A 24,763-nucleotide genomic window follows, 5' to 3' on the forward strand; every position below is an offset into this window, starting at 1 on the left:
AGTCAGTCCGCCCGATTTCGAAATGTTTCGATAAATCAGGGGTCCTTATGCGCAGATTCCTCGCCATCGTCGTCGGGGCACTCGTACTCCTCGTCGCGCCCACCGCCGCCGCCGCGCCGCCCACGCTGCGGGCGCTGGCCGCCCGGCACGACATCCGGATCGGCACCGCGGTCGACATGTCCGCCCTGGCCGCCGATCCCGTCTACCGCCGGCAGGTCGGCAGCGAGTTCTCCACCGTCACCGCCGAGAACGTGATGAAGTGGGAGGTCCTCGAACCCCAGCGCGGTCAGTACGACTGGAGCGCAGCGGACCGGCTGATGGCGTTCGCGCGGCAGCACGGTCAGGCGGTGCGCGGGCACGTTCTGGTGTGGCACAGCCAGCTTCCGGCCTGGCTGACGGCCGGGAGCTTCTCCTCCGACCAGCTACGGCAGATCCTGCGCAAGCACATCTTCGACACCGTCGGGCACTTCAAAGGCCGGATCTGGCAGTGGGACGTGGTCAACGAGGCGTTCAACGAGGACGGCACGCTGCGCGACACGATCTGGCTCGAGAAGCTCGGGCCGGGCTACATCGCGGACGCCTTCCGCTGGGCGCACGAGGCCGACCCCAGCGCGAAGCTGTTCTACAACGACTACAACATCGAGGACGTCAACGCGAAGAGCGACGCGGTCTACCAGCTTGTGAAAACCCTTCGGGCGCAAGGGGTTCCGGTCGAAGGCGTGGGAATGCAGGCACATGAGACGGTCGACTACACGCCGACGACCATGCGGCAGAACATGCAGCGCTTCCAGCGCCTCGGCCTCGACACGGCGGTGACCGAGGCCGACGTCCGGATGGTCATGCCCCCGGACGCGGCGAAGCTGGGGGCCCAGGCGGACGTCTACCGCAGCATGCTCTCGGACTGCCTCGCGACCGACCGGTGCATCTCGTTCACGGTGTGGGGCTTCACGGACAAGTACTCGTGGGTCCCGGGCACGTTCGAAGGCCAAGGCGCGGCGAACCTGCTCGACGAGACCTTCACCCCGAAACCCGCCTATGACGCGGTGCGCGCGACCCTGGCCGCGAAGGAGCACCGGGGTTAGCCGGCGGCGCCACGACTCGGGCCCACCCCGTCCGCGAACGCGGGCTGGGTGGGCCCGCGCGCTGCCTACTGCTGGTAGTGCTCGACCTCGCTGATCGGCCGGGCCTCGGCCACGCTCTCGTCCTCGCCGAACTCGCGGCGGGCGCGGCGCTGGCGAAGCAGGTCCCAGCACTGGTCGAGCTGCTCCTCGACCTGCTTGATCCTGGTGCGGTCGGCGTCGTCGAGGCCGGCGCCGGTGGCCTTCTCGCGCAGCTTGTGCTCCTCGGCGATGAGCTCGTCGATGTTGCCGATGATGTCCTTGTCGGTCACGCGCTCACCGTACCTCGCCCGCCGTCCGCACGGTTGCTCACGACGTGCGCGGGTATGCGGGTAGGGAGAGGAGGGCGAATGTCTGCTCTGCACGAGCTGAAGGACCAGGCCAGGGCCTATCGCGGGAACGAGGACCGGCCGCTGGGCGGCTACCTGGCCGTGATGGTGGTCTACGGGTGCCTCGTCGGCCTCGGGACCCTGGCCGTCGCGCTGACCGGGCGCAAGCTGCCCCAGCGCGTCCCGAAGGAGGACCTGGTGGTCCTCGCACTGGGCACGCACAAGCTGTCGAGGACCCTGACCAAGGACGCGGTGACCAGTCCGCTGCGCGCGCCGTTCACCCGGTACTCCGGCACCGGCGGGCCGGCGGAGGTGATGGAGGACGTCCGCAAGCCCAGCGGGCTTCGGCACAGCCTCGGCGAGCTGCTGTCCTGCCCGTTCTGCCTGGACATGTGGGTCGTGACGGCGTTCGCGTTCGGCCTGCTGTTCGCACCCAGGGCGACCCGGCTGGTCGCGGGCGCGTTCGCGACGCTGGCCGGCGCGGACTTCCTGCAGCTGGCGTACGCCAAGGCACAGCAGATCACGGAGAAGGGGTAAGCGATGACCGACCTGATCGAGCGCGAGACGACCGCGACGTTCCGCGAGGCAGACGACGCCATCGTGTCCGCGCGGCGGGCCTTTCCCGACTGGGCACGCACCCCCGCCGGCGAGCGTGCCGCGGCGCTCAAGGCCGCCGCCGCCGACCTGCGGGCGCGGGCCGACGAGATGGCCGAGCTCAACCACCACGAGACCGGGAAGCTGCTCGACGAGGCCAAGGGCGGCGTCGAAGCCGGGGCCGCGACGCTGGAGCAGTACGCCGAGCTGGGGCCGACGCACCGGGGCCGCAGCCTGCAGGGCGGCTGGGACGCGACCGACGTGATGGTGCCCGAGCCGCGCGGCGTCGTGCTCGCGCTGACGCCGTGGAACGACCCGGTCGCCGTCGCGTGCGGGCTGCTCGGCGCGGCCCTCGCGACCGGCAACACCGTCGTGCACAAGCCGAGCGAGCGCTGCCCGCAGCTGGGCGCGATCATGACCGAGATCCTCGCCGCACACCTGCCCGGCGATGTGCTGCGCTGCGTCTCCGGCGACGGCCGGGTCGGCGCGCAGCTGGCCGCGCATCCGGAGGTGGACCTGATCGCGCACGTCGGCAGCACGGCCACCGGGCGGTCGATCTCCGCGGCCGCGGCCACCAGCGGCGCCAAGGTCCTGTTGGAGAACGGCGGCAACGACCCGCTCATCGTGGACGGCGACGTGGACCCGGCGTGGGCCGCCGAGCAGGCCGCGCTGGGCTCGTTCGCCAACGCGGGGCAGATCTGCGTCTCGGTCGAACGCATCTACGTGACCCGCGACCTCGCGCCCGCCTTCCTGGACGCGCTGGTCGAGCAGGCCCGCAAGCGGCCGGACGAGATTCCGATGGGGCGCCTGGTCGACACCAGGCTGCGGGACGAGGTGCACGCCCAGGTCAGCGAAGCGGCCGCGGACGGCGCGGAGCTGCTGGCGGGGGGAGCGCTCCCAGAGGGCGACGGCTCGTTCTACCCGGCGACCGTCCTGACCGGCTGCGAGCCCACCATGCGGATCATGCGGGAGGAGACCTTCGGCCCCGTCGCGCCGGTGCGCGTGGTCGACGACTTCGACCAGGCGCTGCGCGAAGCCTGCGACGACCGCTACGGCCTGGCCGCGACGGTACTGACCAACTCGATGGCGCACGCGCAGCGCGCGTGGCGTGAGCTGCCCGTCGGCACGGTCAAGGTCAACGCGGTGTTCGGCGGCGCACCCGGTGGCGCGGCACAGCCGCACGGCGCGAGCGGCGAAGGCTTCGGCTACGGCCCGGAGCTGCTGGACGAGATGACCCGGATGAAGGTCGTGCACCTCAGTCCGGCGCCGCGCTGACGCCGAAGGCCTCCCTCGCCTTGGCGATGAGCGGCGCGAGCTCCCCGCCGGGTTCGGCGCGCTCGCGCCGCCACGCCAGCGCGGTCCGCAGATGCGGGTCGAGGTCGGCGAACGGCAGCGTGACCGTGTTGTCGAGGCGGTAGAGCTGCATCGGGCTCGCCGGGTCGAGCATGGAGATGGAGAACGCGATCCCGCTCGACACGAGTTCGGCGATGCCCGAGTAGTCCCCTTGGGACAGTCGCAGCCGCTTCTTCACGCCCGCCGCGTTGAGCTGCGCGTCGATCTCCTCGAAGTACGCCGGGGTGCTGTCGCTGGGCGTGGAGATGTAGGACAGGCCCGCCAGCTCGGCCAGGTGCACCGACTTCCGGCCGGCGAACTGGTCGGCGGGCACGACCGCGCCGAGCGGTTCGGACAGCACCTCGGCGACCTCGAGCGCGGGATCGGCCACCGGCAGCCGGACCAGGGCCAGGGCCAGCCTGCCGTCGTGCACCGCCTCGACCAGCCCGGCCGTGGGTCCCGGCCAGCGCTTGAGGTCGACCGTGTCGCGGGTGCGCTCCTCGAGTAGCTGCAGCTTCCCGCGCAGGTCCGGGTGCAGCCCGGCGGGCACCCCGACGAACACCGTCGCGCGCTCGGGATGCGCGGCCTCCCGCAGCCGCCACGGGATCGCGTTGACCTGCTCGATCACCTCCCGGGCGAGCGGCAGCAACGCGCGCCCGGCCGGGGTGAGCTCGACGGCGTGCGTGCTGCGCTTGAACAGCTCCTGCCCGAGCTCGCGTTCGAGGTCCTTGATCCGGCGGCTCAGCGGGGAGGTCGCCATGTGGAGCTTGCGGGCGGCCTGGGAGTAGTTCAGCTCTTCGGCCACGGCCACGAAGTAGCGCAGGTGAAACAACTCCACCTCGGGGAGCCTACCCGCGCGGCCCGCACCACTTCAGGGCCGGAAGCAGTGGCTGCCGTCGTAGAGCGGGCCGGGGTCCACCGGCAGCCCGGCGGGCGGGTCGATCAGGTAGGACCGGGTCTCCTGCGCGCCGAGCCAGGCCGCGCAGGCGCGGATGCCCTCGTCCAGCGACGAACCGGTCCACAGCGCGATATGCGTGCCACCGCAGGACGCGCACAGGTCCTCGAGCACGAAGTACCGCCGCAGGTCCGGCAGGTAGATCCGGGTGCCGGGCGCGAACACCCCCGGCGCGGCGGCGAAGGTCACCGGGTCGTCGTAGCTGCCGCTGCCGCCGGCGAGCCCGTGCAGGATCGTCGGGAAGGCGATCAACAGGCTGCCCAGCGGGTTCTTGTCGAGGGCGGAGTAGAAGCTGACGGTGCCGGAGGTGCTCTCGGGAGTGGCCGTTGTCGGCGCCGGACTGCTGGTCGCGGAGCCCGTGGGGGTCGCGGTGACCGTCCTCGTCGTGACGGGCCTGCGCATGGTGATCGTCTTCGTCGGCGGCGGGGTGGTGTCCGGCCGGCTGGGCAGGACGTAGTTCACCGTCGGCGGCTCTTCGGGCGTCATGGCCACGACCGGGAGCACCCTGCCGCCGCCCGCCCCGCAGGCGGCCAGCACCAGTGCGACGGGCAGCAGGAGCGGCAACCGGAATCGTGTGCTCATTCTCGCCTTTCTCCGACGGCGCGGAAAAGATAGCGGAACGACTCGTCGAAGGCAACGGACGAACATTTCTGCTCCGGTTCCGCGCCATTTCGTCAAGAAATCATCACGCCGCGCGCATAGACGGTGCGAATGCGGTGGATCGCATCCGGATCGGCCAGCGGGTCACCGTCCACAGCGAGCACGTCGGCGTCGAAACCCCGGGCGAGCCTGCCCTTCCGGTCGCCGAGGCCGCACGCCTCGGCCGGCGCCTCGGTCGCGAGACGCAGCGCTTCGGCCGGGGTGAGTCCCATCGCGGCCGCCATCCGGAGCGAGTACCGGAGGGTGTCGTGCGGCTTGGCGGCATTGATCCCGGCATCGCTGCTCAGCACCAGGCGGGCCCCGGATCGGTGCAGCAGCAGGAGGTTCCGGGCGATCCCGGGAATCCGGGCCGCGATGAACGGGGGTGGGGCGAAGCCCTCGAGCGGTACGGTTCCCGCGGTCGCGCCCACGACGATCCGCCGTTCGACGATCGTGTGCACCAGTTCCGGTGGCGGCTCGTCCACTCCGTCCGCGCTCCAGAACGACACGTGTTCCAGACTGTCCACATGCGCCTCGACGGCGTTCCGGATCGCTTGCGTGGCATGGGCGTGTGCGGTGACACCGAGGCCGAGCCGGTGCGCCTCCTCCACCGCCGCGCGCAGCTCGGGCACCTCGAACTGGGCGTCCTCCTGGCGGGTGCCGGGGGTGAGGGTGCCGCCGCTCGCCATGATCTTGATGAGGTCGACGCCGCGCTCGGCGCGTTCCCGCACGGCCGCGCGCATCGCGTCGGCGTCGGGCTTGGTCTCGCCGCCGAGGTAGTGACAGTGCCCCGAGGGCGGGGTGATCGGCGGCCCGGCGGCGACGATCGTCGGCAGCGGCCCGCCCTCTTCGCGCAGCCGCAGGGCGAGGTAGTTGCGGTCGCCGAGGTCCCGCACCGTGGTGACCCCGCCGCGCAACGCTTTCCGTGCGGCGGTGCGCATCGCGTCGAGCGTTTCGTCGTCGTCCCGCGCGGCCAGCGCGCCGACGGGGTCGGTGCCGGCGTCGAACGCGAGGTGGACGTGCGCGTCGACCAGTCCCGGCAGCAAGGTCGCACCGGCGAGGTCGACCGCGTCCGCCGGTGGTTCCACGCCGAATTCGAGGTTCGTTATTCGCTGCCCGTCCATCGTGAGGACGGGATCGTCCCGCAGTTCCGTTCCGTCGAAAAGCCTGGCCGCTCGCAGCACGGTGCGCATTCGGCGAATACTACGCGCGCGATCAATGCGCGTTGCGGTCTTCGCGTCCGATGAAGGCTCGTCGCAGCCCGTCAGGCTCGCGCCTGTGATCGGGAGTCGAGTTGGGCGGCGCGCGCCTGCAGGTCGCTCAGGGCCGCCTGGGCGTAGGGCGAGAACGGCTTGTCCTCGTCCGCCTTCATCCATCGCTCGAAGGCGACCCTGAAGGCGAGGATGACCAGCTCTGCCCCCAGTCGTGCGCTGAGCTCGTCGTTGCCTCGCTCACGCAGGGCGGCGGTGACCGACGCGGCGATCCTCGCCTGCTTGAGCAGTCCCCGCTCGTGCACCTCGGTGTTGGCTGCGACCACCTGCACGCGCTGGGCGGCCTTGACCCGTTGCTGCGGCGTCATCGTGGCGTCGGCGCCGACGAAGGCGGCGTGCAAGCACTCGGCGAGCGTCGCATCGGGGGAGGCGGCACGGATGCCGTCGGCGAACAGCCCGGCCAGCACGTCTTCGCCACCGAACAGGACCTCGCGCTTGTCCGCGAAGTGCCGGAAGAACGTAGCGCGGTTCAACCCGGCGCGCTCAGCGATCTGCGCAACCGTCGTGTCCTCGTAGCCGTTCTCCACGAAGAGGTCCAGGGCGGCAGCCTCCAGGCGCTCGCGCGCATTCGGTGCCCATCTGCCCACCTGCACACCGTAAGCCACGCGATCGGAGCACATCAACAAGGAATGATGCGATCCAGTCGCATCACGTGCTACGTTGACGCGACTGGATCGCATCAAGGCGGGGCGGCGTCTTCGCCGCACGTCCAGCGCACCGAATCGCACAACGAAGGAGACCTTCCATGCGCATCTTCGTCACAGGCGCTTCGGGCTGGATCGGCTCGGCCGTCGTCCCGGAACTCATCGGTGCGGGTCACGAGGTCGTCGGGCTGGCGCGCTCGGACGCCTCAGCCCAGGTGGTCGCCGGCATGGGCGCCGAGGTGCTGCGCGGCGACCTGAACGACACCGGCGTACTGCGCGCCGGCGCCCTCGGCAGCGACGGCGTCATCCACCTGGCCTTCGTCGTGCCCAGCGTGACCGAGGCCGCGACCCAGACCGATGCCAAGGCCATCGAGACGTTCGCCGCCGGTCTCGCCGGCTCGGGCAAACCCATGCTGATCTCCGGCGGAACGATCGTCACGCCCGGCCGCCCCTCGACCGAGCGCGACGAGCTCATCGCCCAGGGCCCGATCGCGGCCCGCATCCGCAACATGCGGGCCGCCCTGGCAGCCGCGGAACGGGACGTGCGGGCGGCGCTGGTCATGCTGCCCCGCTCGGTGCACGGCGAGGGAGAGCGTCACGGCTTCATCCCCCAGCTCATCGCCACGGCCCGGGCCAAGGGCGTCTGCGGCTACATCGGCGACGGGACCAGCCGCTGGCCCGCCGTCCACGTCGAGGACGCAGCCAGGCTCTACCGGCTGGCCGTCGAGCAGGCTCCCGCCGGTGCGGTACTCAACGCCGTCGGCGATGAAGGCGTACCCACCCGCGAGATCGCCGAGGCCATCGGCCGGCACCTGAACCTGCCTGCCCGGTCCCTCCCCGCCGAGGAATTCGGCGGGATGCTCGTCCCCCTGCTCAGCACCGACATGCCCGCCTCCAGCGCCATCACGCAGGAAGTCCTGGGCTGGAAGCCCACCCATCCGGGCCTCATCGAGGACATCGAACGCGGCCACTACTTCAGCTGACCGAGCCACACGTCGACGGCTCGAACCCACGTCGTGGGGCGGTTGCCTGCCGGGTCGTCGAGCCCGACGAATGGCGGTCCCCGCGGCATCGTGGGGTCAGTCAGGGAGCGCTCCCACCGGCATGGCGAGCGTGGTGAGGTCGCCGTCGGTGGCGGAGCGGACGAGGACCGGCTCCTCAGGGGTGGACATCTCGAGCAGGAGGTCGGGCCCCACGGCGGTGCTGATCGCCGCGCGCAAGGTGGCCCGCTCGAACGTCAGGCCGAGGCTGCCGATGTGGACCCGTTCGCCGGGAGCGTTCTCCACGGCTTCGAGCAGGGTGTCACGCCTCTCGACGACCCGCTTCCGCCGTGGGGTGAGCGCCGACAGCATCAACCGGTAGTCCGGGAACTCGTCGTCCACAATGTGACAGCGATGCTCGTCTTCCTTGCCTGTCAACAAAAATCCGTGGTCGTCGAGAGTGAGCGAGACCTCGTCCTGGGCACGCAGCCACGTTCGCGCCCGGGCGATCTCCGCCCGCGGCACCGCCGCCGCGCCCGTGCTCTCCTGCCGGGCCACGAGTGTTCGCGTCGAGAGCCGGTACCGGTCGGTGGCGGTGAGCGTGACGGCGTCCGCCGCCAGTTCGAGGAAAACCCCTTCCAGCACCGGGATCTGCCCGGTCGAGGCCGCGGCGGGCAGGACCTGGTCGATCGCCTCGGCGAGATCCCGCGCGGACAGGGCCGGAGTGAGCAACCGCCGGATCGACCTCGCCGCCACCGCGGCCGTCCGCGCGCGCCGCCGGAGGTCGCCGACGTGGGCGTCGAGGAGATCCGTTTCCCCGGCGAGGATCCGGGTCACCGTTTCCAGCGGGACGTCGATCTCGCGCAGCTTCCGGATGAGCACCGCGCGCTCCCGCTGCGCCTCGCGGTAGTACCGGTAACCGGTGACCGGGTCCACCTCGGCGGGCACGAGCAGGCCGCAGTCCCCGTAGAACCGCAGAGCGCCCGGCGTGACCCCGCTGGCGCGGGCGAGCGCGCCGATCGTGATGAGCATGGCCCCATCATGAAGTCTCGACCAGCTCGAAGGTCAAGCCGATCCGCGCAGGCGCAGGGACACCGGGAGAACGTGCCGGCGCGGGCGGACCGCCTCGCCCGCCAGCAGTGCCATCAGGATGGTCACCATGTGCTGCACCTGTGCCGCCGGGTCCTGGTGCACGGTGGTCAGCGGCGGGTTCATCGCCGCCGCGAGCGCGGGATGGTCGTCGAACCCGATCACCGCGACGTCGCCGGGCACGCTCCGGCCCGCGTCCTGCAGCGCGCGCAGGGCGCCAGCCGCCATCAGGTCGTTCGCGACGAACACGGCGTCGAGGTCCGGTTCGCGCGTCAGCAGGCGGGCCATGGCGGCGCGGCGAACCCGCGGGGGCTGGACTTCTACGACCGCCTCGTCGACGAGCTGCTGGCGAACGGGATCCGGCCGTGGGCGACGCTGTATCACTTCGACCTGCCGCAGGCGCTGGAGGAGAAGGACGGCTGGGCCAGCCGTGACACCGCGTACCGGTTCGCGGAGTTCGCCGCGACGGCGGCCGAACGGCCCGGCGACCGGGTACCCCTGTGGTCCACGTTGAACGAGCCGTGGTGCTCGGCCTTCCTCGGCTACGCCTCGGGAATCCATGCGCCGGGCCGCCAGGACCCGGTCGCGGCCGCGGCGGCGGCGCACCACCTGCTGCTGGCACACGGGCTCGCGATGCCGGAGCTGCGGCGGCACGCGCCGTCCGCGCAGGTGGGGATCACCCTCAACCTGTACCCGGTGCAGGGGCCCGATCCGGAGGCGGTGCGCAAGATCGACGGCCTGCAGAACCGGTTGTTCCTGGATCCCGTGCTGCTCGGGCGGTATCCCGAGGACCTGCGGGCGGACCTCGCGCCGTTCGGGTTCCCGGTGCTCGACGGCGACCTGGAGGTCATCTCGGCGCCGATCGACATGCTGGGCATCAACTACTACCGCGGCTACGTGGTCACGAACACGCCGGCCGCGGACACCGAGCCTGCCGGGCCGGAGTGGATCGGGGCCGGGGAGGTCCAGTTCGTGCCCGACCCGCAGGCCGCCCCGCACCGACTCCGGCTGGCGGGTGGAGCCGGAGAAACTGGCCGACACCCTGGTGCGGGTGCACCAGGACTACCCACGCATTCCCTTGTACATCACGGAAAACGGCGCCGCGTACCCCGACGCGGTCGGCGCGGACGGGCAGATCGCCGACGACGACCGGATCGAGTTCCTGGCCGCGCACCTGCGGGCCACGCACGCTGCGCTGGAGCAGGGGGTGGACCTGCGGGGCTTCTTCTACTGGTCGCTGCTGGACAACTTCGAATGGGCGGAGGGCTATGCGAAGCGCTTCGGCCTCGTCCACGTGGACTACGCGACCCAGCGCCGCACGCCGAAGCGCTCGGCGCACTGGTACGCCAAGGTGGTGGCGAGCAACACGCTGACGTGAGCTCAGGCCGCCGCGTGGAAGGGGATCGTGCTGACGTCGGCGACCGCGGGCGGGCACTCGACGAAGAGGGCCGTCGCGTTGTCGGAGCCGCCGGCCGCGATGGCCGCGCCGGTGAGGGCTTCGGCCGAGTTCGCGGGCCGGCGCAGCAGTTCCGCCATCGTGGCCAGGCTCAGCGTCTTGTGCACGCCGTCGCTGGTCAGCAGCAGCCCGGCGGGCGAGCTGATCTCGGCGCGGCCGAACTCGGTCGCGCCCGCGGTCCGCACGCTCGTGGTCACCACGTGCTCCATGCGCGGGGCGGGCGGCTGCCCGTGGTCGCGGAAGTACTGGGCGAGCGTGTGGTCCTTGGTCACCTGGGTCAGCCCGGCACCGGTCCACACGTACGCCCGCGCGTCGCCGACCCAGCCCACGCGGTAGCCGCCGTCGAACGGCAGCGCCACCACCAGGACGCAGTCACCGGCGGACGGGTCGGCGCGGACCGCCTCCTGGGCGGCGAGCAGGGCCTGGACCGGGCCCTCGGCCGCCGGGGTGTGGGCGGCGGCCGTCGCGGCGAGCCGGGCGGCGTGTGCGGCGCCGGAAGCGTCGCCCACGCCGTCGGCCAGTGCGAACACGACCTGCTGGGTGGCGGGATCGGCGTAGGCCGCCACGGCGTCGGCGTTCACCGCGCGCGGCCCCTGAGCGCTGGCGGTCTGCCAGATGGGGTTCATGGTTTCCCCTCCTTAGCCCTGTGTTTTCCAGTTTGGCCTGTTCGGCTGAGCGGCGCCTGTGGAATTCGGAAGTCTGCCCTGAGGGTCAGCCGGTCGGCACGCACGCAGTCGTCCGGCCTGTGGTCGTACCTGGCACGGAGGGGGTCTGCGGGCAGTGGGTCAGGTGGTCAGGTCGTAGACCGTCGTTCCGTCCACTGTGGTCGCGGTGAAGTTCTGCGCGACCCACTGCGCGATCTCCTGCGCGTCGTCGCTGCCGGAGCCGCCGCGGGAGCCCATGCCCATCGACGTGCCGGTGCCGACGAAGTAGTGGATCTTCCCGTCGTGCACGTACTGCTGGAACTGGGCGAGCGTGGGGGCGGGGTCGGTGCCGTTGAAGCCGCCGACGGCCATCACCGGCACGTCCGCCGCGAGCTGGTAGCTGGCCGCGGGGTTCGACCCGACGGTCGCGGCGGCCCAGGTGTAGGAGCCGCTGTCCTTCTGCAGCAAGGAAACCAGCGCCTCACCGGGCGTGGAGGTGGTCAGCAGACCGCCGATGCCGCCCCGGCCGCCGCCCGGCCCGCCGCCGGTGAAGTTCCCGCGCGCCGTCCCGCCGCCGAAGCCGCCGAACCCGCCGCTGCTGGGTCCGGCGGACGGGATCGCGCCGGAATGCGGGGTGGCCGCGGTGGCCACCGTGTACGCCCCCGCCCCGGACAGCGACGCGACGAGCGCGAGCACCGCGACACCGCGGGCCGCGGGCCGCGGCAGCCGGTCGGCGACCAGGAGCAGCGCCGCCGCACCCAACCCGAGCACCAGCACGAAGTACTTCAGCCATGGCTGCCAGCTCGATTCCTGCTGAAGTACCAGGTACGCGGTCAGCGCGGTCAGCGCGACACCGCTGGAGAGCAGGCCCGCCGCGATCGGATGGGAGCGCGCCCGCCACAACCGGGTGGTACCCATGCCCACCAGCGCGGCCACCGCCGGAGCGAGCGCGATCGTGTAGTAGGGGTGGATGATGCCGCTCATGTAGCTGAACACGATGCCGGTCACCAGCAACCAGCCGCCCCACGCGAGCGCCGAGGCGCGGGTGAGGTCGGTGCGCGGCGAGCGCCAGGAGAGCCAGATCAGCGCGCCCAGCGCGAGCACCGCGGCGGGCAGCAGCCACGCTATGCCGCCTGCCATCTCGCTGCCGAACAGCCGGGCCCAGCTGCCGCTGCTCTGCGCCCCGCCGAGGCTGCCCACCTCGTCGCCGGTGATGCGGCCGAAACCGTTGTAGCCGAAGGCGAGTTCGAGGATGCTGTTGGTCTGCGAGCCACCGATGAACGGCCGGCTGCTCGCGGGCCACAGTTCGACCACGGCGATGTACCAGCCCGCGGAGACGACCACCGCGCCCAGCGCGCCCAGCAGGTGCAGCAAGCGCTTTCCGACCGAGACCGGCGCGGCCACCAGGTACGCCAGCGCGAACGCGGGCAGCACCAGGAACGCCTGCAGCATCTTCGCCAGGAACCCGAACCCGACCGCGGCTCCGGCGAGGGCGAGCCATTTCGGGCTCGCCTTCTCCGCCGCGCGGATCGTGCAGTAGGCGCCCGCGATCAGCAGCAGCACCAGCAGCGCGTCCGGGTTGTTGAAGCGGAACATCAGAGCCGCGACCGGCGTCAGCGCGAGGGCCGAGCCGGCGAGCAGGCCGGCGCCCGGCCCGCTGACCCGCCGGACCGTGACGTACAGCAGCGCGACCGATGCGATGCCCAGCAGCGCTTCGGGCACCAGGACGCTCCACGAGCTGAGCCCGAAGATCCGCACCGAAAGGCTCATCAGCCACAGCGCGGCCGGCGTCTTGTCGACCGTGATCGCGTTCGACGGGTCGCTGGAGCCGAAGAACAACGCCTTCCAGCTCTCGCCGCCCGCCTGCGCGGCGGCCGAGTAGAACGCGTTGGCCCAGCCGGACGCGCTCAGCCCCCACAGGTAGAGCGCCGCCGTCACAACCAGCAGTCCGAGCAGGCCGGGGCGGACCCAGCGGGGGTCGCCGGCACGCGGGTGGGACCGGGGCGGGCTTTCGGGCAGGGCGATGGCTGTCATGAATTCACCTTCTCGGCCCGACCTTGGCCATTGTTGTGCCGTCCCTGTGAGAACCCTGTGCGTGGCAGGCGCACCTCGAACTCGGTCCGGCCGGGCCTGCTCCGCACGTGGACCTGCCCGTGGTGGGCGCTCACGACCGCGGCGGCGATCGCCATGCCGAGCCCGGTGCTGCCCGCCGCGCGCGAGCGCGACGAGTCCCCGCGGGCGAAGCGCTCGAACACGTTCGGCAGCAGTTCGGGGGCGATGCCCGGGCCGTTGTCGGTGACCGTCAGCACCGCGCTGCCGTCCGCGGCGACGGCGAGCCGGGTGGTCACGGTCGTGCCCGGCGGGGTGTGCGTCCGCCCGTTCGCCAGCAGGTTCGCCAGGACCTGGTGCAGCCGCTGCGCGTCGCCGGGCACGACGACGGGCTCGCCGGGGAGCTCGAGCCGCCACCGGTGCTGCGGGCCCGCGATGTGCGCGTCGCCGACCGCGTCCGCGACCAGCCTGCTCAGGTCCACTTCGGACCGTTCGAGCGGCCGTCCCGCGTCGAGGCGGGCCAGCAGCAGGAGATCGTCGACGAGCGTGCTCATCCGCGCGGCCTCGGACTCGACGCGGTTCATGGCGTGGGCGACGTCCGGCGGCACGCGTCCGTTCGAGCGGCGGGTCAGCTCGGCGTAACCGCGGATCGCGGCGAGCGGCGTGCGCAGCTCGTGGCTCGCGTCGGCGACGAACTGCCGCACCCGGGTCTCGCTCGCCTTCCGCGCGTCGAGGGCGTTGTCGATGTGCCCGAGCATGCGGTTCAGGGCGTAGCCCACCTGTCCGACCTCCGTCGTCGGGTCGGTGTCGGTCACCGGAACCCGCACCGACAGCGCGACGTCACCACGGTCCAGGGGCAGCTCGGTGACCTTGGAAGCCGCCGCGGCGACCCGGTCGAGGGGGCGCAGCGTGCGCCGGACGACGAAGGCGCCGACGACCCCCGCGCCGAGCACGGCGGCCGCCGCGACCCCGCCGAGGATCGAGCCCACCGTGACCAGCGTCGTGTTCGCCTGGTCCATCGGCAGCCCGAACAGCTCGACGCCGTCGTCCGTGCTGATCGCGAGGACGCGGTACTCGCCGCCGGACAGCGAGACGGTCCGCGGCTGCCCGTCGACCGGCACGCCGATGAGGACGGCCAGGTCGGCGTCGCCGAGGGGCTGGGTGACCGGCACGTGCGAGCCGGGCTCGGTGGCCAGGATGTCGGCGTGCGGCGCGGGGCCGGAGGTCCACGCGTGGATCGTGCCGGTCGTGGTGCCCAGCGCGTCGAGCGCGTTGCCCTGCCCGTGGTCGCCGTGCGTGAACATCTGCGAGCGGCTCACGGTGTCGTGCAGCTGGTCGTCGACCTGCCGGGTGAGGAACGCGCCCAGCGCGAACTCGCTGATCACGCCGATCACCAGGCACACCACGGTGAGCAGGGCGACCAGCGCCGCGATCAGCTTCGTCCGCAAGGGGCGGACGCGCCGGGCGGACTTCGGCAGGTGCACACCTCGACCATCGCCGCCGCAGGTGTGGGTCCGTTGTGTGCTTCCTGTGTGGTGGCTGTGGAATTGCGGGCTCGCCGGGAAACCACAGCAATCCCCCATAACTCCCACAGGAGCGGCACAGCGAGTGCTTGGAAGGTGAACGGCATGACTACCGGACAGCTTCCGAACCAGCAGGCCGAGCAGCAGTGGGGCGCTCCGCCGCAGCGGCCGCCGCAACGCTGGTCCTCGCGCAGGACGATCGCCGCGGTCGCGATCGCCGTCGGCGTCGCCGCCGCGGGCGGCGCCGCGATCTACGCGGCCAGTGACTCCACCAGCTCGTCGTCCGCCCAGGGCGGTCCGGGCGGGCAGACGATGCAGGGCGGGCCCGGCGGTGCGGGCGGCCAAGCGGACCTGATGAGCGCGCTGCACGGCGAGTACGTCGTCTCGGACGGCAACGGCGGGTACACCACGCAGCTGACGCAGCTCGGCACGGTGACCGACATCAGTTCCACCTCGCTGACCGCGAAGAGCGACGACGGCTACACCAAGACCTACGCGATCGACAGCGACACCGCGGTCGGCGGGAACGCGGCGCTGAGCAGCATCGCGACGGGTGACACCGTGACGGTGGTCGCGAGCGTCTCCGGTGACACCGCCACCGCCGACACCCTCACCGAGGGCACGGCGCAGGCCGGCGGCGGCATGGGACAACAGGGAACGCTCCCACGTCGTGGCGATTCGGCGCAGGGCTGAGCCGTGGGCGCCCGTGAGACAGGTCTGCGGCGCGTCGCGCTGGTGACCACCGGGGTGGCCGTGGCCGGCGTGGCGGGCGCGACGCTGATCGCCTGCACCGTCACGGACAGCACGGCCGGCACCTCGACGTCCGTGGAGCAGTCGCCCACTCAGCAGTCCACTTCGGACAGTTCGAGCGGGGACAGCGGGATGTCCGCGGGCGGCGGTCTGGCGCACGGCCATTCGGGAGGTTCGTGATGAGCATGCTGCTGACGGGCGACACCGTCGCACAGTGGCCGGTGTGGAGCACCACGGCCCGGGTCGTGGTGGCCGACCCGGGAGCGCTCCCAGACGCGCGAGCGCTCGTCGAAGCCGAGCTGGCCGCCGTGGACGCGGCGTGCAGCCGGTTCCGGCCGGACTCGGAGCTCGCCCTGGCCGAACGGGCCGGCGAGGAGGTCGAGGTCAGCGAGCTGCTGGCCGAGCTGGTCGGCGCCGCACTGGACGCCGCCCGCCGCACCGACGGTGACGTCGATCCGACGCTGGGGGACGCGCTCGCCCGGCTCGGCTACGACCGGGACCTGCCGCTGGTCCCGCCGGACGGGCCGGCGATCCCCGTGCGGGTGTGCCCGGCGCCCGGCTGGCGGCGGGTCGGAGTGGACGGACGACGGCTGAGCGTGCCGCCGGGGGTCCGGCTGGATCTCGGCGCGACCGCGAAGGCGTGGACGGCGGACCGGTGCGCGAGGCTCGCCGCGGGTGCCCTCGACACGGGTGTGCTCGTCGAGCTGGGCGGCGACCTCGCCACGGCGGGCGCCGGGCCCGCGGACGGCTGGCGGGTGTACGTGGCCGACCAGCCCGGCGACCCGGCGTGCGTGGTGGCTGTGCCGAGTGGTTCCGCGATGGCGACGTCGAGTACGAACAGCCGCAGCTGGCGCCGTGGCGGCCGGCTGTTGCACCACGTGCTCGACCCGCGCACCTGCCAGCCGGCGCCGCGCGTGTGGCGCAGCGTCACGGTGGTGGCGGACCGTTGTGTGGACGCGAACACCCTGACCACCGCGGCCCTCGTCCGCGGCACCGCCGCGCTGTCGTGGCTGTCGGGCCGCGGCGTTCCCGCCCGCCTGGTCGACGACTCCGGGAGGGTGCATCCCCTGGGCGGCTGGCCGGACGAACCATGACCGGTTCGCTGCTGTGCCGGAAATCCCAGCCCACCCCGGAGGACCCATGACCACCACCGCCCTGTGGGACTTCGGCCGCGGGAGCGGCGTCGTGGCGCTCGTGCTGCTCACCGCGTCCCTCGTGCTCGGCATCGCGACGCGCTCGGGCCGTCCCGCGCCGTGGCTGCCGCGGTTCGCGGTCACCGAGCTGCACCGCAACCTCAGCCTGCTCGCCGCTACCTTCCTCGCGCTGCACGTCGGCCTGCTGTTGTTCGACCCCTACGCCATGCTGCGCCTGTTCGACCTCGTGCTGCCGTTCGCCGGCGACTACCGGCCGTTCTGGCAGGGCCTGGGCACCGTCGCCCTCGACGTCCTCCTCGCGCTCGTCGTCACGAGCCTGCTGCGCCACCGCCTCGGCCGCCGCACCTGGCGCGCCGTCCACTGGGCCGGCTACGCGCTGTGGCCGGTCGCACTGGTCCACGCGCTCGGCACCGGCACCGACAGCTTCACCCCGTGGTTCCTCACGCTCGCCGCGATCTGCACCGCGGCCGTCGCCGGCGCCCTGTGCTGGCGCCTGTCCGCCCGCTTCGCCGAGCGCCACAACCCGGCCCGTCTGGAGGCCCGCCCATGACCACCCTCCTCACCGAGGCGACCGGCCTCTTCGCTGCCGCCGCCCCGGATCTCCGCACTCATCTGGCCCGCAACGGTCCGCTGCCACGCCGGGTCGGTGCGCTCGTCGACGACGTCCGTGCGGCCGGGCTCACGGGCCGCGGCGGCGCGGGCTTTCCCGTGTGGCGCAAGCTCGCCACGGTGGCCGAGGGGCAAGACGCCGTCGTGATCGGCAACGCCGCCGAGAGCGAGCCCGCCAGCTCCAAGGACCACGTGCTGCTCGTCCGCGCACCGCACCTCGTGCTCGACGGCCTGCAGCTCGCCGGTGAGACCGTCCGCGCTACTGAGGCCTACCTGTACGTCGCCGCCGGCGCCGCGGCCGAGACCGTACGCAAGGCCCTCGCCGAACGTCGGGACGCGCTGCCGGTGACCGTCGTGGTCGCGCCCGACTACTTCGTCGCGGGCCAGGAATCCGCCGTCGTCGCCGCGATCGAGGGTCGGCCGGCACTTCCGGCCGACAGGCTGGAGCTGACCGCGAGGTCCGGCGTCCACGGCCGGCCGACGCTCGTGCAGAACGTCGAGACCCTCGCGCACGTCGCGCAGATCGCGCGGTACGGGCCCCGGTGGTTCCGCCGGTGCGGCACGGCCGAGGAACCGGGCACCTTCCTCGCGACCGTCAGCGGGGCGGTCCGCCACGGCGGCGTGCACGAGGTGCCCGTCGGCATCCCGCTGACCGACCTGCTCGGCAGAGCCGGCGCCCCCGCGGGAGAGCTGCGGGCGGTGCTGGTCGGCGGCTACCACGGCACCTGGATCCCGGCGGCCGATGCGTCGACTCCCTTGTCCCGCAAGGCACTCGCGCCGATCGGCGGCTCACTCGGCGCCGGCGTCGTGGTCGCGCTGGACAGCACGCGCTGCGGGCTGAAGGCGGCCGCCGACGTCATGAACTACCTGTCGAGCCAGAGTGCCCGCCAGTGCGGGCCCTGCCTCAACGGGCTGCCCGCGATGGCCCGGACCATGACCGCGCTCGCCGAGGGCGCGCGGCCCGACCTGCCCGAGCGGGCGGCGCGGCTCGCGGCCCTGGTCGACCGTCGCGGCGCGTGCGGGCACCCGGACGGCGCGGCGCGGTTCGTGCGCAGCAGCCTGGCCGTGTTCGGCGACGAGATCGCCCGGCACCTGCGCGGTGCCTGCGTCGCGAGGAGGACGAGTTGAGACTGCACATCGACTGGACGGCCTGCGACGGGCGGGGCCTGTGCACAGAGCTGTTGCCGGAGACGCTGGACCGGGACCCGTGGGGCTTCCCGGTCCCGCGCGACGGCGCCCGCGAACCCGCCGTCCACCCGGACCTGGCGGCGCACGCCGAACGGGCAGTCCGCCTCTGCCCGAGCCTCGCCCTCCGGCTTCGCGGCGCGAAGTAGCTCAGCCGGTGGCGGCCGTGCAGAACCGTTCGCTGTGCACCGTCGCCGCGGGCACGTGGTGCTCGGTGAGCACCTCCCGCAGCGGATCGGCGACCTCGGGCGGAGCGCACACGAGCCACTCGTCGACCTTCGCCGGATGCAGGCGGCAGTCCAGCAGCGACCGCAGGCGTCCCGGGTCGAGCCCGCCGGGGTGGTAGCGCTCGAAGCAGATCGCGAGCGCCGAGGCGATGCTGTCGAACGGGCGGGCCGGGCGCAGCGGGCGCAGGTCGGGGTCACGCTCGTCGGTGCGGAAGTGGTCGACCCGCAGGCGGCCCTCGAACCGCCGCACGAGCGCGCCCAGCTCGTCGGCGAACAGCGTGTCGGCGCCGCAGCGGTTGATGTAGAGCAGCGTCACCCGGCTGCGCGACGAGTCGGCGAGCGTGTGCGACAGCATCGGCAGCAGCGGCGCTATCCCGACTCCGGCCGCGATCGCGACCACGTGCTTCCCGGTCCGCGACGGGCCGACCGTGAACTGCCCGGACGGCGGCAGCACCTCGACCCGGTCGCCGGGGCGAAGCCCGGTGGTCGCATACGTCGACATCCGCCCTTCCGGCACCTGCTTCACGGCGACGCGCAGCTCGGGGTCGCTGGGGGACGAGCTGATGGCGTAGGACCGCGCGACCAGCTCGCCGTCGAGCACCGCGCGAAGCACCACGTGCTGGCCCGGCGTGAACCGGAACTCCTCGCGCAGCTGCGGCGGCACCGTGAAGCCCACCTCGACGGCGCAGTCCGTCAGCGGTCGCACGCTCGACACCGGCAGCGGATGGAACACGTCCGGGCAAGCGGGCGGGGGCGGGGTGGCCGGCGACGGCGTGCCGTCGGCGCGTCGCGCCTGGGGGTAGCGGTAGAACGGCAGGTTCGGATACCGGCTGTGCACGCGGTGGTAGCTCAGCGCGTCGATGGGCTGCCGCCGCGGGAACCAGTCGGACCACCAGCCGGTCAGGCCGAGGGCGAGCCGCTGCGGCAGCAGGTAGACCACGACCAGCTGCCAGCCGTGTCCCGTCCCGATCACCGCGGCGAGCATGCCGGGCACGAGGACCAGCACGCCCAGCGCTTCGGCCACCTCCAGCTGCGGCCGGTCGGCCGTCTGCTTCAGATACGCCCAGACGTGCCACAGGTCGGTCACCATCCAGCGCAGCGGCAGCTGCCACCGGGGACCGCGCAGGTTCCACGGCGTCAGGTGCCCTCCGGCGTTCTGGCGGTGCTGCTGCAGATGCAGGTGCCGGGCCGCCGGGAACGACCCGAACGCCGACACGAAGGGCATCGCGAGCCTGCCGGTGACGTCGTTGAACCAGGTCAGCCGCCCCGCCGCGTGGTGCGCGCACTCGTGCACCACGACGAACATGCCGAACATCGCGGTCACGTGCATCGGCACCGTGAGCCACGGCGTGACCAGGTGTTCCAGCGCGAGCCAGGAGGCGAGCCCGCCCAGCGCGAGCATGCCGGCGAACAGCAGGAGGGTGGCGGGCACCACCGCGGGTACCCGCACCCGGAGCTGGGGCAGTGGCTCCGGCCGGGGGGCCTGCACCGCCTGTACTACAGCCACGACCGGCTCCTCGCCGAAAGGGGGACCTGCTGCAGGAAGAAGGTAGACAAGACCAGGTGGAATGTAAACTTCCGACCTCGTCCCGGCCGGGCCGAGCAGGGCCGGACCGGGCCTGTCAAGTCACTGGCCTAGACTCGGACTTCGGGCACCTGCGTGCCCTGGTACCGCATGCCCATCACCAACCCCTGTACGGCTCGAGGAGAACACGTTGAAGAGCACCGTCGAGCAGCTCAGCCCGACGCGAGTCAAGATCAATGTCGAGGTGCCGTTCGACGAACTCAAACCGAACTTCGACCGCGCCTACCGCAAGATCGCCCAGCAGGTTCGCATCCCGGGCTTCCGGCCCGGCAAGGCGCCCGCTCGCGTCCTGGAAAGCCGGATCGGCCGCGCGCCGGTGCTCGATGAGGTCGTCAACGAGGCAATCCCGGCCAAGTACCTGGAGGCCGTGCGCGCCGGCGAGGTGCGCACCCTCGGGCAGCCCGACTTCGAGGTCACCAAGCTCGAGGACCGCGAGGTGCTGGAGTTCACCGCCGAGGTGGACATCCGGCCGGAGATCGCGCTGCCCGAGCTCGAAGGCCTCTCGGTGAGCGTCGACGACGTCGAGGTCACCGACGAGGAGGTCGCCGCCGAGCTCGACCAGCTGCGCGCGCGCTTCGGCACGCTCACCGGCGTCGAGCGGCCCGCCCAGGACGGCGACTTCGTGTCGATCGACCTGTCGGCCACCGTCGACGGCGAAGAGGTCGAGGAGGCCGCCACCACGGGCCTGTCCTACGAGATCGGCTCCGGCCAGCTCGTGGACGGCATCGACGAGGCGATCGTCGGCGCGAACGCCGGCGAGACCAAGACCTTCACCACGCAGCTCGTGGCCGGCCAGTACGCCGGGCGGGAGGCCGAGGTCTCGGTCACCGTGCAGAGCGTCAAGCAGCGCGAGCTGCCCGAGGCCGACGACGAGTTCGCCCAGCTGGCCAGCGAGTTCGACACCATCGACGAGCTCAAGGCCGACCTGCGCGAGCGGCTCGCGAAGATGAAGAAGGTCCAGCAGGGCGTGCAGGCCCGGGACAAGATCCTGGACGAGCTGCTCGGGACCGTCGAGGTGCCGCTGCCGGAGAAGGTCGTCGAGGCCGAGGTGGAGAGCCGCAAGCACGACGCGGTCCACGACCTCGACCACAGCGAGGAGGCCCTCGCCCAGTTGCTCGAGTCGCAGGGCAAGACCCTCGACGAGTTCAACGCCGAGGTGCAGGCCGAGTCGGAGAAGGCGGTGCGCACCCAGCTGCTGCTGGACACGATCGCCGACACCGAGCAGACCAGCGTCAACGACGCCGAGCTCACCGAGCGGATCATCTACCAGGCGCAGCGCTTCGGTGTCAGCCCGGACGAGTACGTGCAGCGGGCCCAGCAGTCGGGTCAGCTCTCGGCCATCTACGCGGACGTGCGCCGTGGCAAGGCGCTGGCCTCGATCGTGCGCCGGGCCACGGTGACCGATGCCTCGGGCGCGGTGGTGGACCTGGCGGACCTGTTCGGCGCTGAGGACACCACGGAGGCCGCTGAGGACAGCACTGAGGCCCCGGCCGTGGTCGAGGCCGAGCCGGCTGAGACCGAGGTCACCGACGCGGCGGAGTCTTCGACCGAAAAGTAAAGCTCTCAGCGAACTCGGGCGGTGTCAGGACTTCTGCGCCGCCCGAGTTCGTTAGGGTCGATTGCAAGATCTCAAACTTGAAGGACGTCCACAGTGGATCACCGAGGCAGGTGGTCCGCGGCGGGAAAAGGCAGGCAGACGTGACCCAGCACCAGCCCGAGGCGCGGACAAGCACCGCGGGGCTCAACCTGACCGACTCCGTGTTCGAGCGGCTGCTCGCCGAGCGCATCGTGGTGCTCGGTTCCGAGGTCAACGACGAGGTGGCGAACCGGATCACCGCGCAGCTGTTGCTGCTGTCGGCGGAGGACTCCGAGTCCGACATCCGCTTCTACATCAACTCTCCGGGCGGCTCGGTCACCGCGGGCTTCGCCATCTACGACACCATGCAGCTCATCGAGCCGGACGTGGCGACGTACGCGATGGGCCTGGCGGCGTCGATGGGGCAGTTCCTGCTGTCCTCGGGCACCCCGGGCAAGCGGTACTCGCTGCCGCACGCGCGCATCCTGATGCACCAGCCCTCGGCGGGCGTCGGCGGTACTGCCTCCGACATCGCCATCCAGGCCGAGGTGTTCGGCAAGTGGAAGCAGGAGCTCGCCCGGATCACCGCCGACCAGACCGGCCAGAGCGTGGAGCAGATCATCCGCGACGGCGACCGGGACCGCTGGTTCACCGCGGAGGAGGCCCGCGAGTACGGCTTCGTCGACCACGTGCTGAGCCGGGAGAACCAGCTTCCGTCGCCCAACGGCAGCCGCTGACCGGGCGTAACCAGGAGATAAGGCAATGAGCGAATTCCAGCTTCCGCAGTCCCGGTACATCCTGCCCTCGTACGTCGAGCGCACGAGCTACGGGATCAAGGAGTCCAACCCGTACAACAAGCTCTACGAGGAGCGGGTCATCTTCCTGGGCGTCCAGGTCGACGACGCGTCGGCCAACGACGTGATGGCCCAGCTGCTGCACCTCGAGCACGAGGACCCGGACCGCGACATCACGATCTACATCAACTCCCCGGGTGGCTCGTTCACCTCGCTGATGGCGATCTACGACACGATGCAGTTCGTCCGCCCCGACATCCAGACCGTGGCCCTGGGCCAGGCGGCCTCCGCCGCGGCGGTGCTGCTCGCGGCCGGCACCAAGGGCAAGCGGCTCGCGCTGCCCAACGCCCGCGTGCTGATCCACCAGCCCGCCACCGAGGGCACCTACGGCCAGGTGTCGGACCTGGAGATCCAGGCCAACGAGATCCAGCGGGTGCGCCGCCTGATGGAGACCACGCTGGCCAAGCACACGAACAAGACGCCGGACGAGGTCCGCGCGGACATCGAGCGCGACAAGATTCTCACGGCCGAGCAGGCCAAGGAGTACGGCATCATCGACGAGGTGCTGCCGTACCGCAAGGCCTCCGAGGGCTGATCCGGCCGGACCCGGCGGGGGAGCCGGCGCGTGTCGAGGCCGATGCGCGCCGGTTCTTCCGACTAGGGTCCAACGGGCGCACCTCGGTGGCCGATGGTCCTCCCGCGGGGCGCTCCGGGCGGGTACCGTCAGAGGCGAGGTTCGCAACTCCGCTGTCTCGGCGGTGAGGGCAGGTACACGGACAGGTGCGCCATCCGGCGCTCCGGAGGGGACAGGTCAACGATCATGGCACGGATCGGCGACGGCGGAGACCTGCTGAAGTGTTCTTTCTGCGGGAAGAGCCAGAAACAGGTGAAGAAGCTCATTGCCGGCCCCGGCGTGTACATCTGCGATGAGTGCATCGACCTGTGCAACGAGATCATCGAAGAGGAACTGGCCGAAGCCGGTGACGTGAAGCTCGACGAGCTGCCCAAGCCGTTCGACATCCACGAGTTCCTCGACCAGTACATCATCGGCCAGGGCGACGCCAAGCGGACGCTGGCCGTGGCGGTGTACAACCACTACAAGCGCATCCAGTCCGACGACAAGAGCGGCCCCAAGGACTCCAAGGACGAGCCGGTCGAGCTGGCCAAGTCCAACATCCTGCTGCTGGGCCCCACCGGCTGTGGCAAGACCTACCTCGCGCAGACGCTGGCGAAGATGCTGAACGTGCCGTTCGCCATCGCCGACGCGACGGCGCTGACCGAGGCCGGGTACGTCGGCGAGGACGTCGAGAACATCCTGCTCAAGCTGATCCAGGCCGCGGACTACGACGTCAAGCGTGCCGAGACCGGCATCATCTACATCGACGAGGTCGACAAGATCGCCCGCAAGTCGGAGAACCCGTCGATCACCCGCGACGTCTCCGGCGAGGGTGTGCAGCAGGCGCTGCTGAAGATCCTCGAGGGCACCACCGCGTCGGTCCCGCCCCAGGGCGGGCGCAAGCACCCGCACCAGGAGTTCATCCAGATCGACACGACGAACGTGCTGTTCATCGTGGCGGGCGCGTTCGCGGGCCTGGAGAAGATCATCAACGAGCGGGTCGGCAAGCGCGGCCTCGGCTTCGGGGCGGACATCCGCACCCGGACCGAGATCGAGGAGAGCGACATCTTCTCCGACACGATGCCGGAGGACCTGATCAAGTTCGGGCTCATCCCGGAGTTCATCGGCCGGCTGCCGATCGTCGCCAACGTGACCCACCTCGACAAGGACTCGCTGGTGCGGATCCTGACCGAGCCGCGGAACGCGCTGGTCAAGCAGTACAAGAAGCTGTTCGAGATGGACAACGTCGAGCTGGAGTTCACCAAGACCGCGCTCGAGGCCATCGCGGACCAGGCGGTGCTGCGCGGCACCGGTGCCCGCGGGTTGCGCGCCATCATGGAGGAGGTCCTGCAGCCGGTGATGTACGACATCCCGAGCCGCAACGACGTCGCCAAGGTGGTCATCACCGAGCAGACCGTCCGGGAGAACGTGAACCCGACCATCGTGTCGCGGCAGCCGTCGCGCCGCCGCAGCACGGAGCGTGGCGAAAAGACGGCCTGAAGCCGTAGCGGCACCGGTGGGGCGGTTGTGCTCGCAGAGAGCGCCCGTCGAACCCGTGCGGTCGTGCCCCCCAGACCCCCGGTTGCGGCCGGTCGCGTGTTTGGCGCGGTTGCCCGAAAGGGGCTCCGCCCGAGTGGATAAGCT

Annotated in this window: 25 protein-coding genes and 1 pseudogene; 15 read left to right on the forward strand and 11 right to left on the reverse strand. The window is 71.7% G+C overall.

The window, feature by feature from the left end; genetic code table 11:
- The first annotated feature begins 47 nt into the window (after window positions 1-47).
- Window positions 48-1,082 (forward strand): endo-1,4-beta-xylanase, encoded by a 1,035-nt coding sequence (locus tag LWP59_RS08905; RefSeq protein WP_144642272.1) that lies wholly within the window; start codon window positions 48-50, stop codon window positions 1,080-1,082.
- Between the two features lie 65 nt (window positions 1,083-1,147).
- Here LWP59_RS08905 and LWP59_RS08910 read toward each other — a convergent pair whose 3' ends face one another.
- Window positions 1,148-1,390 carry a DUF2630 family protein gene (locus LWP59_RS08910; RefSeq protein WP_144642273.1) on the reverse strand — a complete coding sequence of 81 codons (243 nt, stop codon included), beginning with the start codon at window positions 1,388-1,390 and terminating at the stop codon, window positions 1,148-1,150.
- 78 nt (window positions 1,391-1,468) lie between these two features.
- Here LWP59_RS08910 and LWP59_RS08915 point away from each other — a divergent pair, with 78 nt between their 5' ends.
- Together LWP59_RS08915 and LWP59_RS08920 are read left to right on the forward strand one after the other, a co-directional pair.
- On the forward strand, window positions 1,469-1,984 hold the full coding sequence (locus LWP59_RS08915; RefSeq protein WP_222425645.1) for a DUF1360 domain-containing protein: 516 nt from the start codon (window positions 1,469-1,471) through the stop codon (window positions 1,982-1,984).
- Between the two features lie 3 nt (window positions 1,985-1,987).
- The gene (locus LWP59_RS08920) at window positions 1,988-3,316 is read left to right on the forward strand and encodes an aldehyde dehydrogenase family protein (protein WP_144642275.1); all 1,329 of its coding nucleotides are present in this window, start codon (window positions 1,988-1,990) and stop codon (window positions 3,314-3,316) included.
- Here LWP59_RS08920 and LWP59_RS08925 read toward each other — a convergent pair.
- The 4 genes from LWP59_RS08925 to LWP59_RS08940 all read right to left on the reverse strand — a co-directional run bounded on the left by LWP59_RS08925 (window position 3,297) and on the right by LWP59_RS08940 (window position 6,825).
- On the reverse strand, window positions 3,297-4,211 hold the full coding sequence (locus LWP59_RS08925) for a LysR family transcriptional regulator (RefSeq protein WP_144642276.1): 915 nt from the start codon (window positions 4,209-4,211) through the stop codon (window positions 3,297-3,299). The genes LWP59_RS08920 and LWP59_RS08925 overlap by 20 nt on opposite strands.
- A 33-nt stretch (window positions 4,212-4,244) precedes the next feature.
- Window positions 4,245-4,910 (reverse strand): hypothetical protein, encoded by a 666-nt coding sequence (locus tag LWP59_RS08930; RefSeq protein ID WP_144642277.1) that lies wholly within the window; start codon window positions 4,908-4,910, stop codon window positions 4,245-4,247.
- Window positions 4,911-5,002: 92 nt separating this feature from the next.
- On the reverse strand, window positions 5,003-6,160 hold the full coding sequence (locus tag LWP59_RS08935; RefSeq protein WP_144642278.1) for an amidohydrolase family protein: 1,158 nt from the start codon (window positions 6,158-6,160) through the stop codon (window positions 5,003-5,005).
- Between the two features lie 71 nt (window positions 6,161-6,231).
- Window positions 6,232-6,825, reverse strand: coding sequence for a TetR/AcrR family transcriptional regulator (locus tag LWP59_RS08940; protein WP_144642279.1), 594 nt, complete (start codon window positions 6,823-6,825; stop codon window positions 6,232-6,234).
- A gap of 158 nt (window positions 6,826-6,983) precedes the next feature.
- Here LWP59_RS08940 and LWP59_RS08945 point away from each other — a divergent pair, with 158 nt between their 5' ends.
- The gene (locus tag LWP59_RS08945) at window positions 6,984-7,865 is read left to right on the forward strand and encodes an SDR family oxidoreductase (RefSeq protein ID WP_144642280.1); all 882 of its coding nucleotides are present in this window, start codon (window positions 6,984-6,986) and stop codon (window positions 7,863-7,865) included.
- 96 nt (window positions 7,866-7,961) lie between these two features.
- Here the strand turns inward: LWP59_RS08945 and LWP59_RS08950 are convergent, their stop codons facing one another.
- Both LWP59_RS08950 and LWP59_RS08955 read right to left on the reverse strand, forming a co-directional pair.
- Window positions 7,962-8,894 carry a DNA polymerase III subunit beta family protein gene (locus tag LWP59_RS08950; protein ID WP_144642281.1) on the reverse strand — a complete coding sequence of 311 codons (933 nt, stop codon included), beginning with the start codon at window positions 8,892-8,894 and terminating at the stop codon, window positions 7,962-7,964.
- A gap of 33 nt (window positions 8,895-8,927) precedes the next feature.
- Window positions 8,928-9,239 carry a substrate-binding domain-containing protein gene (locus LWP59_RS08955; RefSeq protein ID WP_308431685.1) on the reverse strand — a complete coding sequence of 104 codons (312 nt, stop codon included), beginning with the start codon at window positions 9,237-9,239 and terminating at the stop codon, window positions 8,928-8,930.
- On the opposite strand from LWP59_RS08955, the pseudogene LWP59_RS08960 reads away from it, so the two are divergent.
- Window positions 9,240-10,329 (forward strand): annotated as a pseudogene (locus LWP59_RS08960) (glycoside hydrolase family 1 protein); the annotation flags it as partial.
- A 2-nt stretch (window positions 10,330-10,331) separates the two neighbouring features.
- Here LWP59_RS08960 and LWP59_RS08965 read toward each other — a convergent pair.
- From LWP59_RS08965 to LWP59_RS08975, 3 genes are all read right to left on the reverse strand, one after another.
- Window positions 10,332-11,033, reverse strand: coding sequence for a PP2C family protein-serine/threonine phosphatase (locus tag LWP59_RS08965; RefSeq protein WP_144642284.1), 702 nt, complete (start codon window positions 11,031-11,033; stop codon window positions 10,332-10,334).
- A 159-nt stretch (window positions 11,034-11,192) separates the two neighbouring features.
- Complete coding sequence (locus LWP59_RS08970) at window positions 11,193-13,085, reverse strand: ArnT family glycosyltransferase (protein ID WP_191334782.1); 1,893 nt, start codon at window positions 13,083-13,085, stop codon at window positions 11,193-11,195.
- The gene (locus LWP59_RS08975; RefSeq protein WP_229857305.1) at window positions 13,082-14,584 is read right to left on the reverse strand and encodes a sensor histidine kinase; all 1,503 of its coding nucleotides are present in this window, start codon (window positions 14,582-14,584) and stop codon (window positions 13,082-13,084) included. Before LWP59_RS08975 ends, LWP59_RS08970 begins: the two co-directional genes overlap by 4 nt.
- A gap of 144 nt (window positions 14,585-14,728) precedes the next feature.
- Between LWP59_RS08975 and LWP59_RS08980 the strand changes: the two genes are divergently transcribed.
- Genes LWP59_RS08980 through LWP59_RS09005 form a run of 6 tightly spaced genes read left to right on the forward strand, consistent with a single transcriptional unit; the run spans window position 14,729 to window position 18,470 of the window.
- Window positions 14,729-15,316 (forward strand): hypothetical protein, encoded by a 588-nt coding sequence (locus tag LWP59_RS08980; RefSeq protein ID WP_144642586.1) that lies wholly within the window; start codon window positions 14,729-14,731, stop codon window positions 15,314-15,316.
- Between the two features lie 3 nt (window positions 15,317-15,319).
- Entirely contained in the window at window positions 15,320-15,553 is a 234-nt protein-coding gene (locus LWP59_RS08985; RefSeq protein WP_144642587.1) for a hypothetical protein, read from the forward strand.
- A complete protein-coding gene (locus LWP59_RS08990; RefSeq protein WP_144642588.1) occupies window positions 15,553-16,467 on the forward strand; it encodes an FAD:protein FMN transferase in 915 nt (304 codons plus the stop codon). The genes LWP59_RS08985 and LWP59_RS08990 overlap by 1 nt, the downstream gene beginning before the upstream one ends.
- 46 nt (window positions 16,468-16,513) lie before the next feature.
- Complete coding sequence (locus LWP59_RS08995; protein ID WP_144642589.1) at window positions 16,514-17,077, forward strand: ferric reductase-like transmembrane domain-containing protein; 564 nt, start codon at window positions 16,514-16,516, stop codon at window positions 17,075-17,077.
- Complete coding sequence (locus LWP59_RS09000) at window positions 17,074-18,264, forward strand: NADH-ubiquinone oxidoreductase-F iron-sulfur binding region domain-containing protein (protein WP_144642590.1); 1,191 nt, start codon at window positions 17,074-17,076, stop codon at window positions 18,262-18,264. Before LWP59_RS08995 ends, LWP59_RS09000 begins: the two co-directional genes overlap by 4 nt.
- Window positions 18,261-18,470: a ferredoxin gene (locus LWP59_RS09005; RefSeq protein ID WP_144642591.1), complete on the forward strand. Its 210-nt coding sequence runs from the start codon at window positions 18,261-18,263 to the stop codon at window positions 18,468-18,470. Before LWP59_RS09000 ends, LWP59_RS09005 begins: the two co-directional genes overlap by 4 nt.
- Window position 18,471: 1 nt before the next feature.
- Here the strand turns inward: LWP59_RS09005 and LWP59_RS09010 are convergent, their stop codons facing one another.
- On the reverse strand, window positions 18,472-20,055 hold the full coding sequence (locus tag LWP59_RS09010; protein ID WP_229857303.1) for an FAD-binding oxidoreductase: 1,584 nt from the start codon (window positions 20,053-20,055) through the stop codon (window positions 18,472-18,474).
- Window positions 20,056-20,263: 208 nt separating this feature from the next.
- Between LWP59_RS09010 and tig the strand changes: the two genes are divergently transcribed.
- The 4 genes from tig (at window position 20,264) to clpX (ending at window position 24,619) form a co-directional block, all read left to right on the forward strand.
- Window positions 20,264-21,691 (forward strand): trigger factor, encoded by a 1,428-nt coding sequence (gene tig, locus LWP59_RS09015; protein ID WP_144642592.1) that lies wholly within the window; start codon window positions 20,264-20,266, stop codon window positions 21,689-21,691.
- Window positions 21,692-21,831: 140 nt separating this feature from the next.
- Window positions 21,832-22,446, forward strand: a complete 615-nt coding sequence (locus LWP59_RS09020; protein ID WP_144642593.1) for a ClpP family protease — start codon at window positions 21,832-21,834, stop codon at window positions 22,444-22,446.
- Window positions 22,447-22,471: 25 nt separating this feature from the next.
- On the forward strand, window positions 22,472-23,098 hold the full coding sequence (locus LWP59_RS09025; RefSeq protein ID WP_144642594.1) for an ATP-dependent Clp protease proteolytic subunit: 627 nt from the start codon (window positions 22,472-22,474) through the stop codon (window positions 23,096-23,098).
- A 225-nt stretch (window positions 23,099-23,323) separates the two neighbouring features.
- Window positions 23,324-24,619 (forward strand): ATP-dependent Clp protease ATP-binding subunit ClpX, encoded by a 1,296-nt coding sequence (gene clpX / locus LWP59_RS09030; protein WP_144642595.1) that lies wholly within the window; start codon window positions 23,324-23,326, stop codon window positions 24,617-24,619.
- Window positions 24,620-24,763: the final 144 nt, after the last annotated feature.

Source organism: Amycolatopsis acidiphila (assembly GCF_021391495.1).
In the GTDB taxonomy this organism is placed as follows: Bacteria; Actinomycetota; Actinomycetes; order Mycobacteriales; family Pseudonocardiaceae; genus Amycolatopsis_E; species Amycolatopsis_E acidiphila.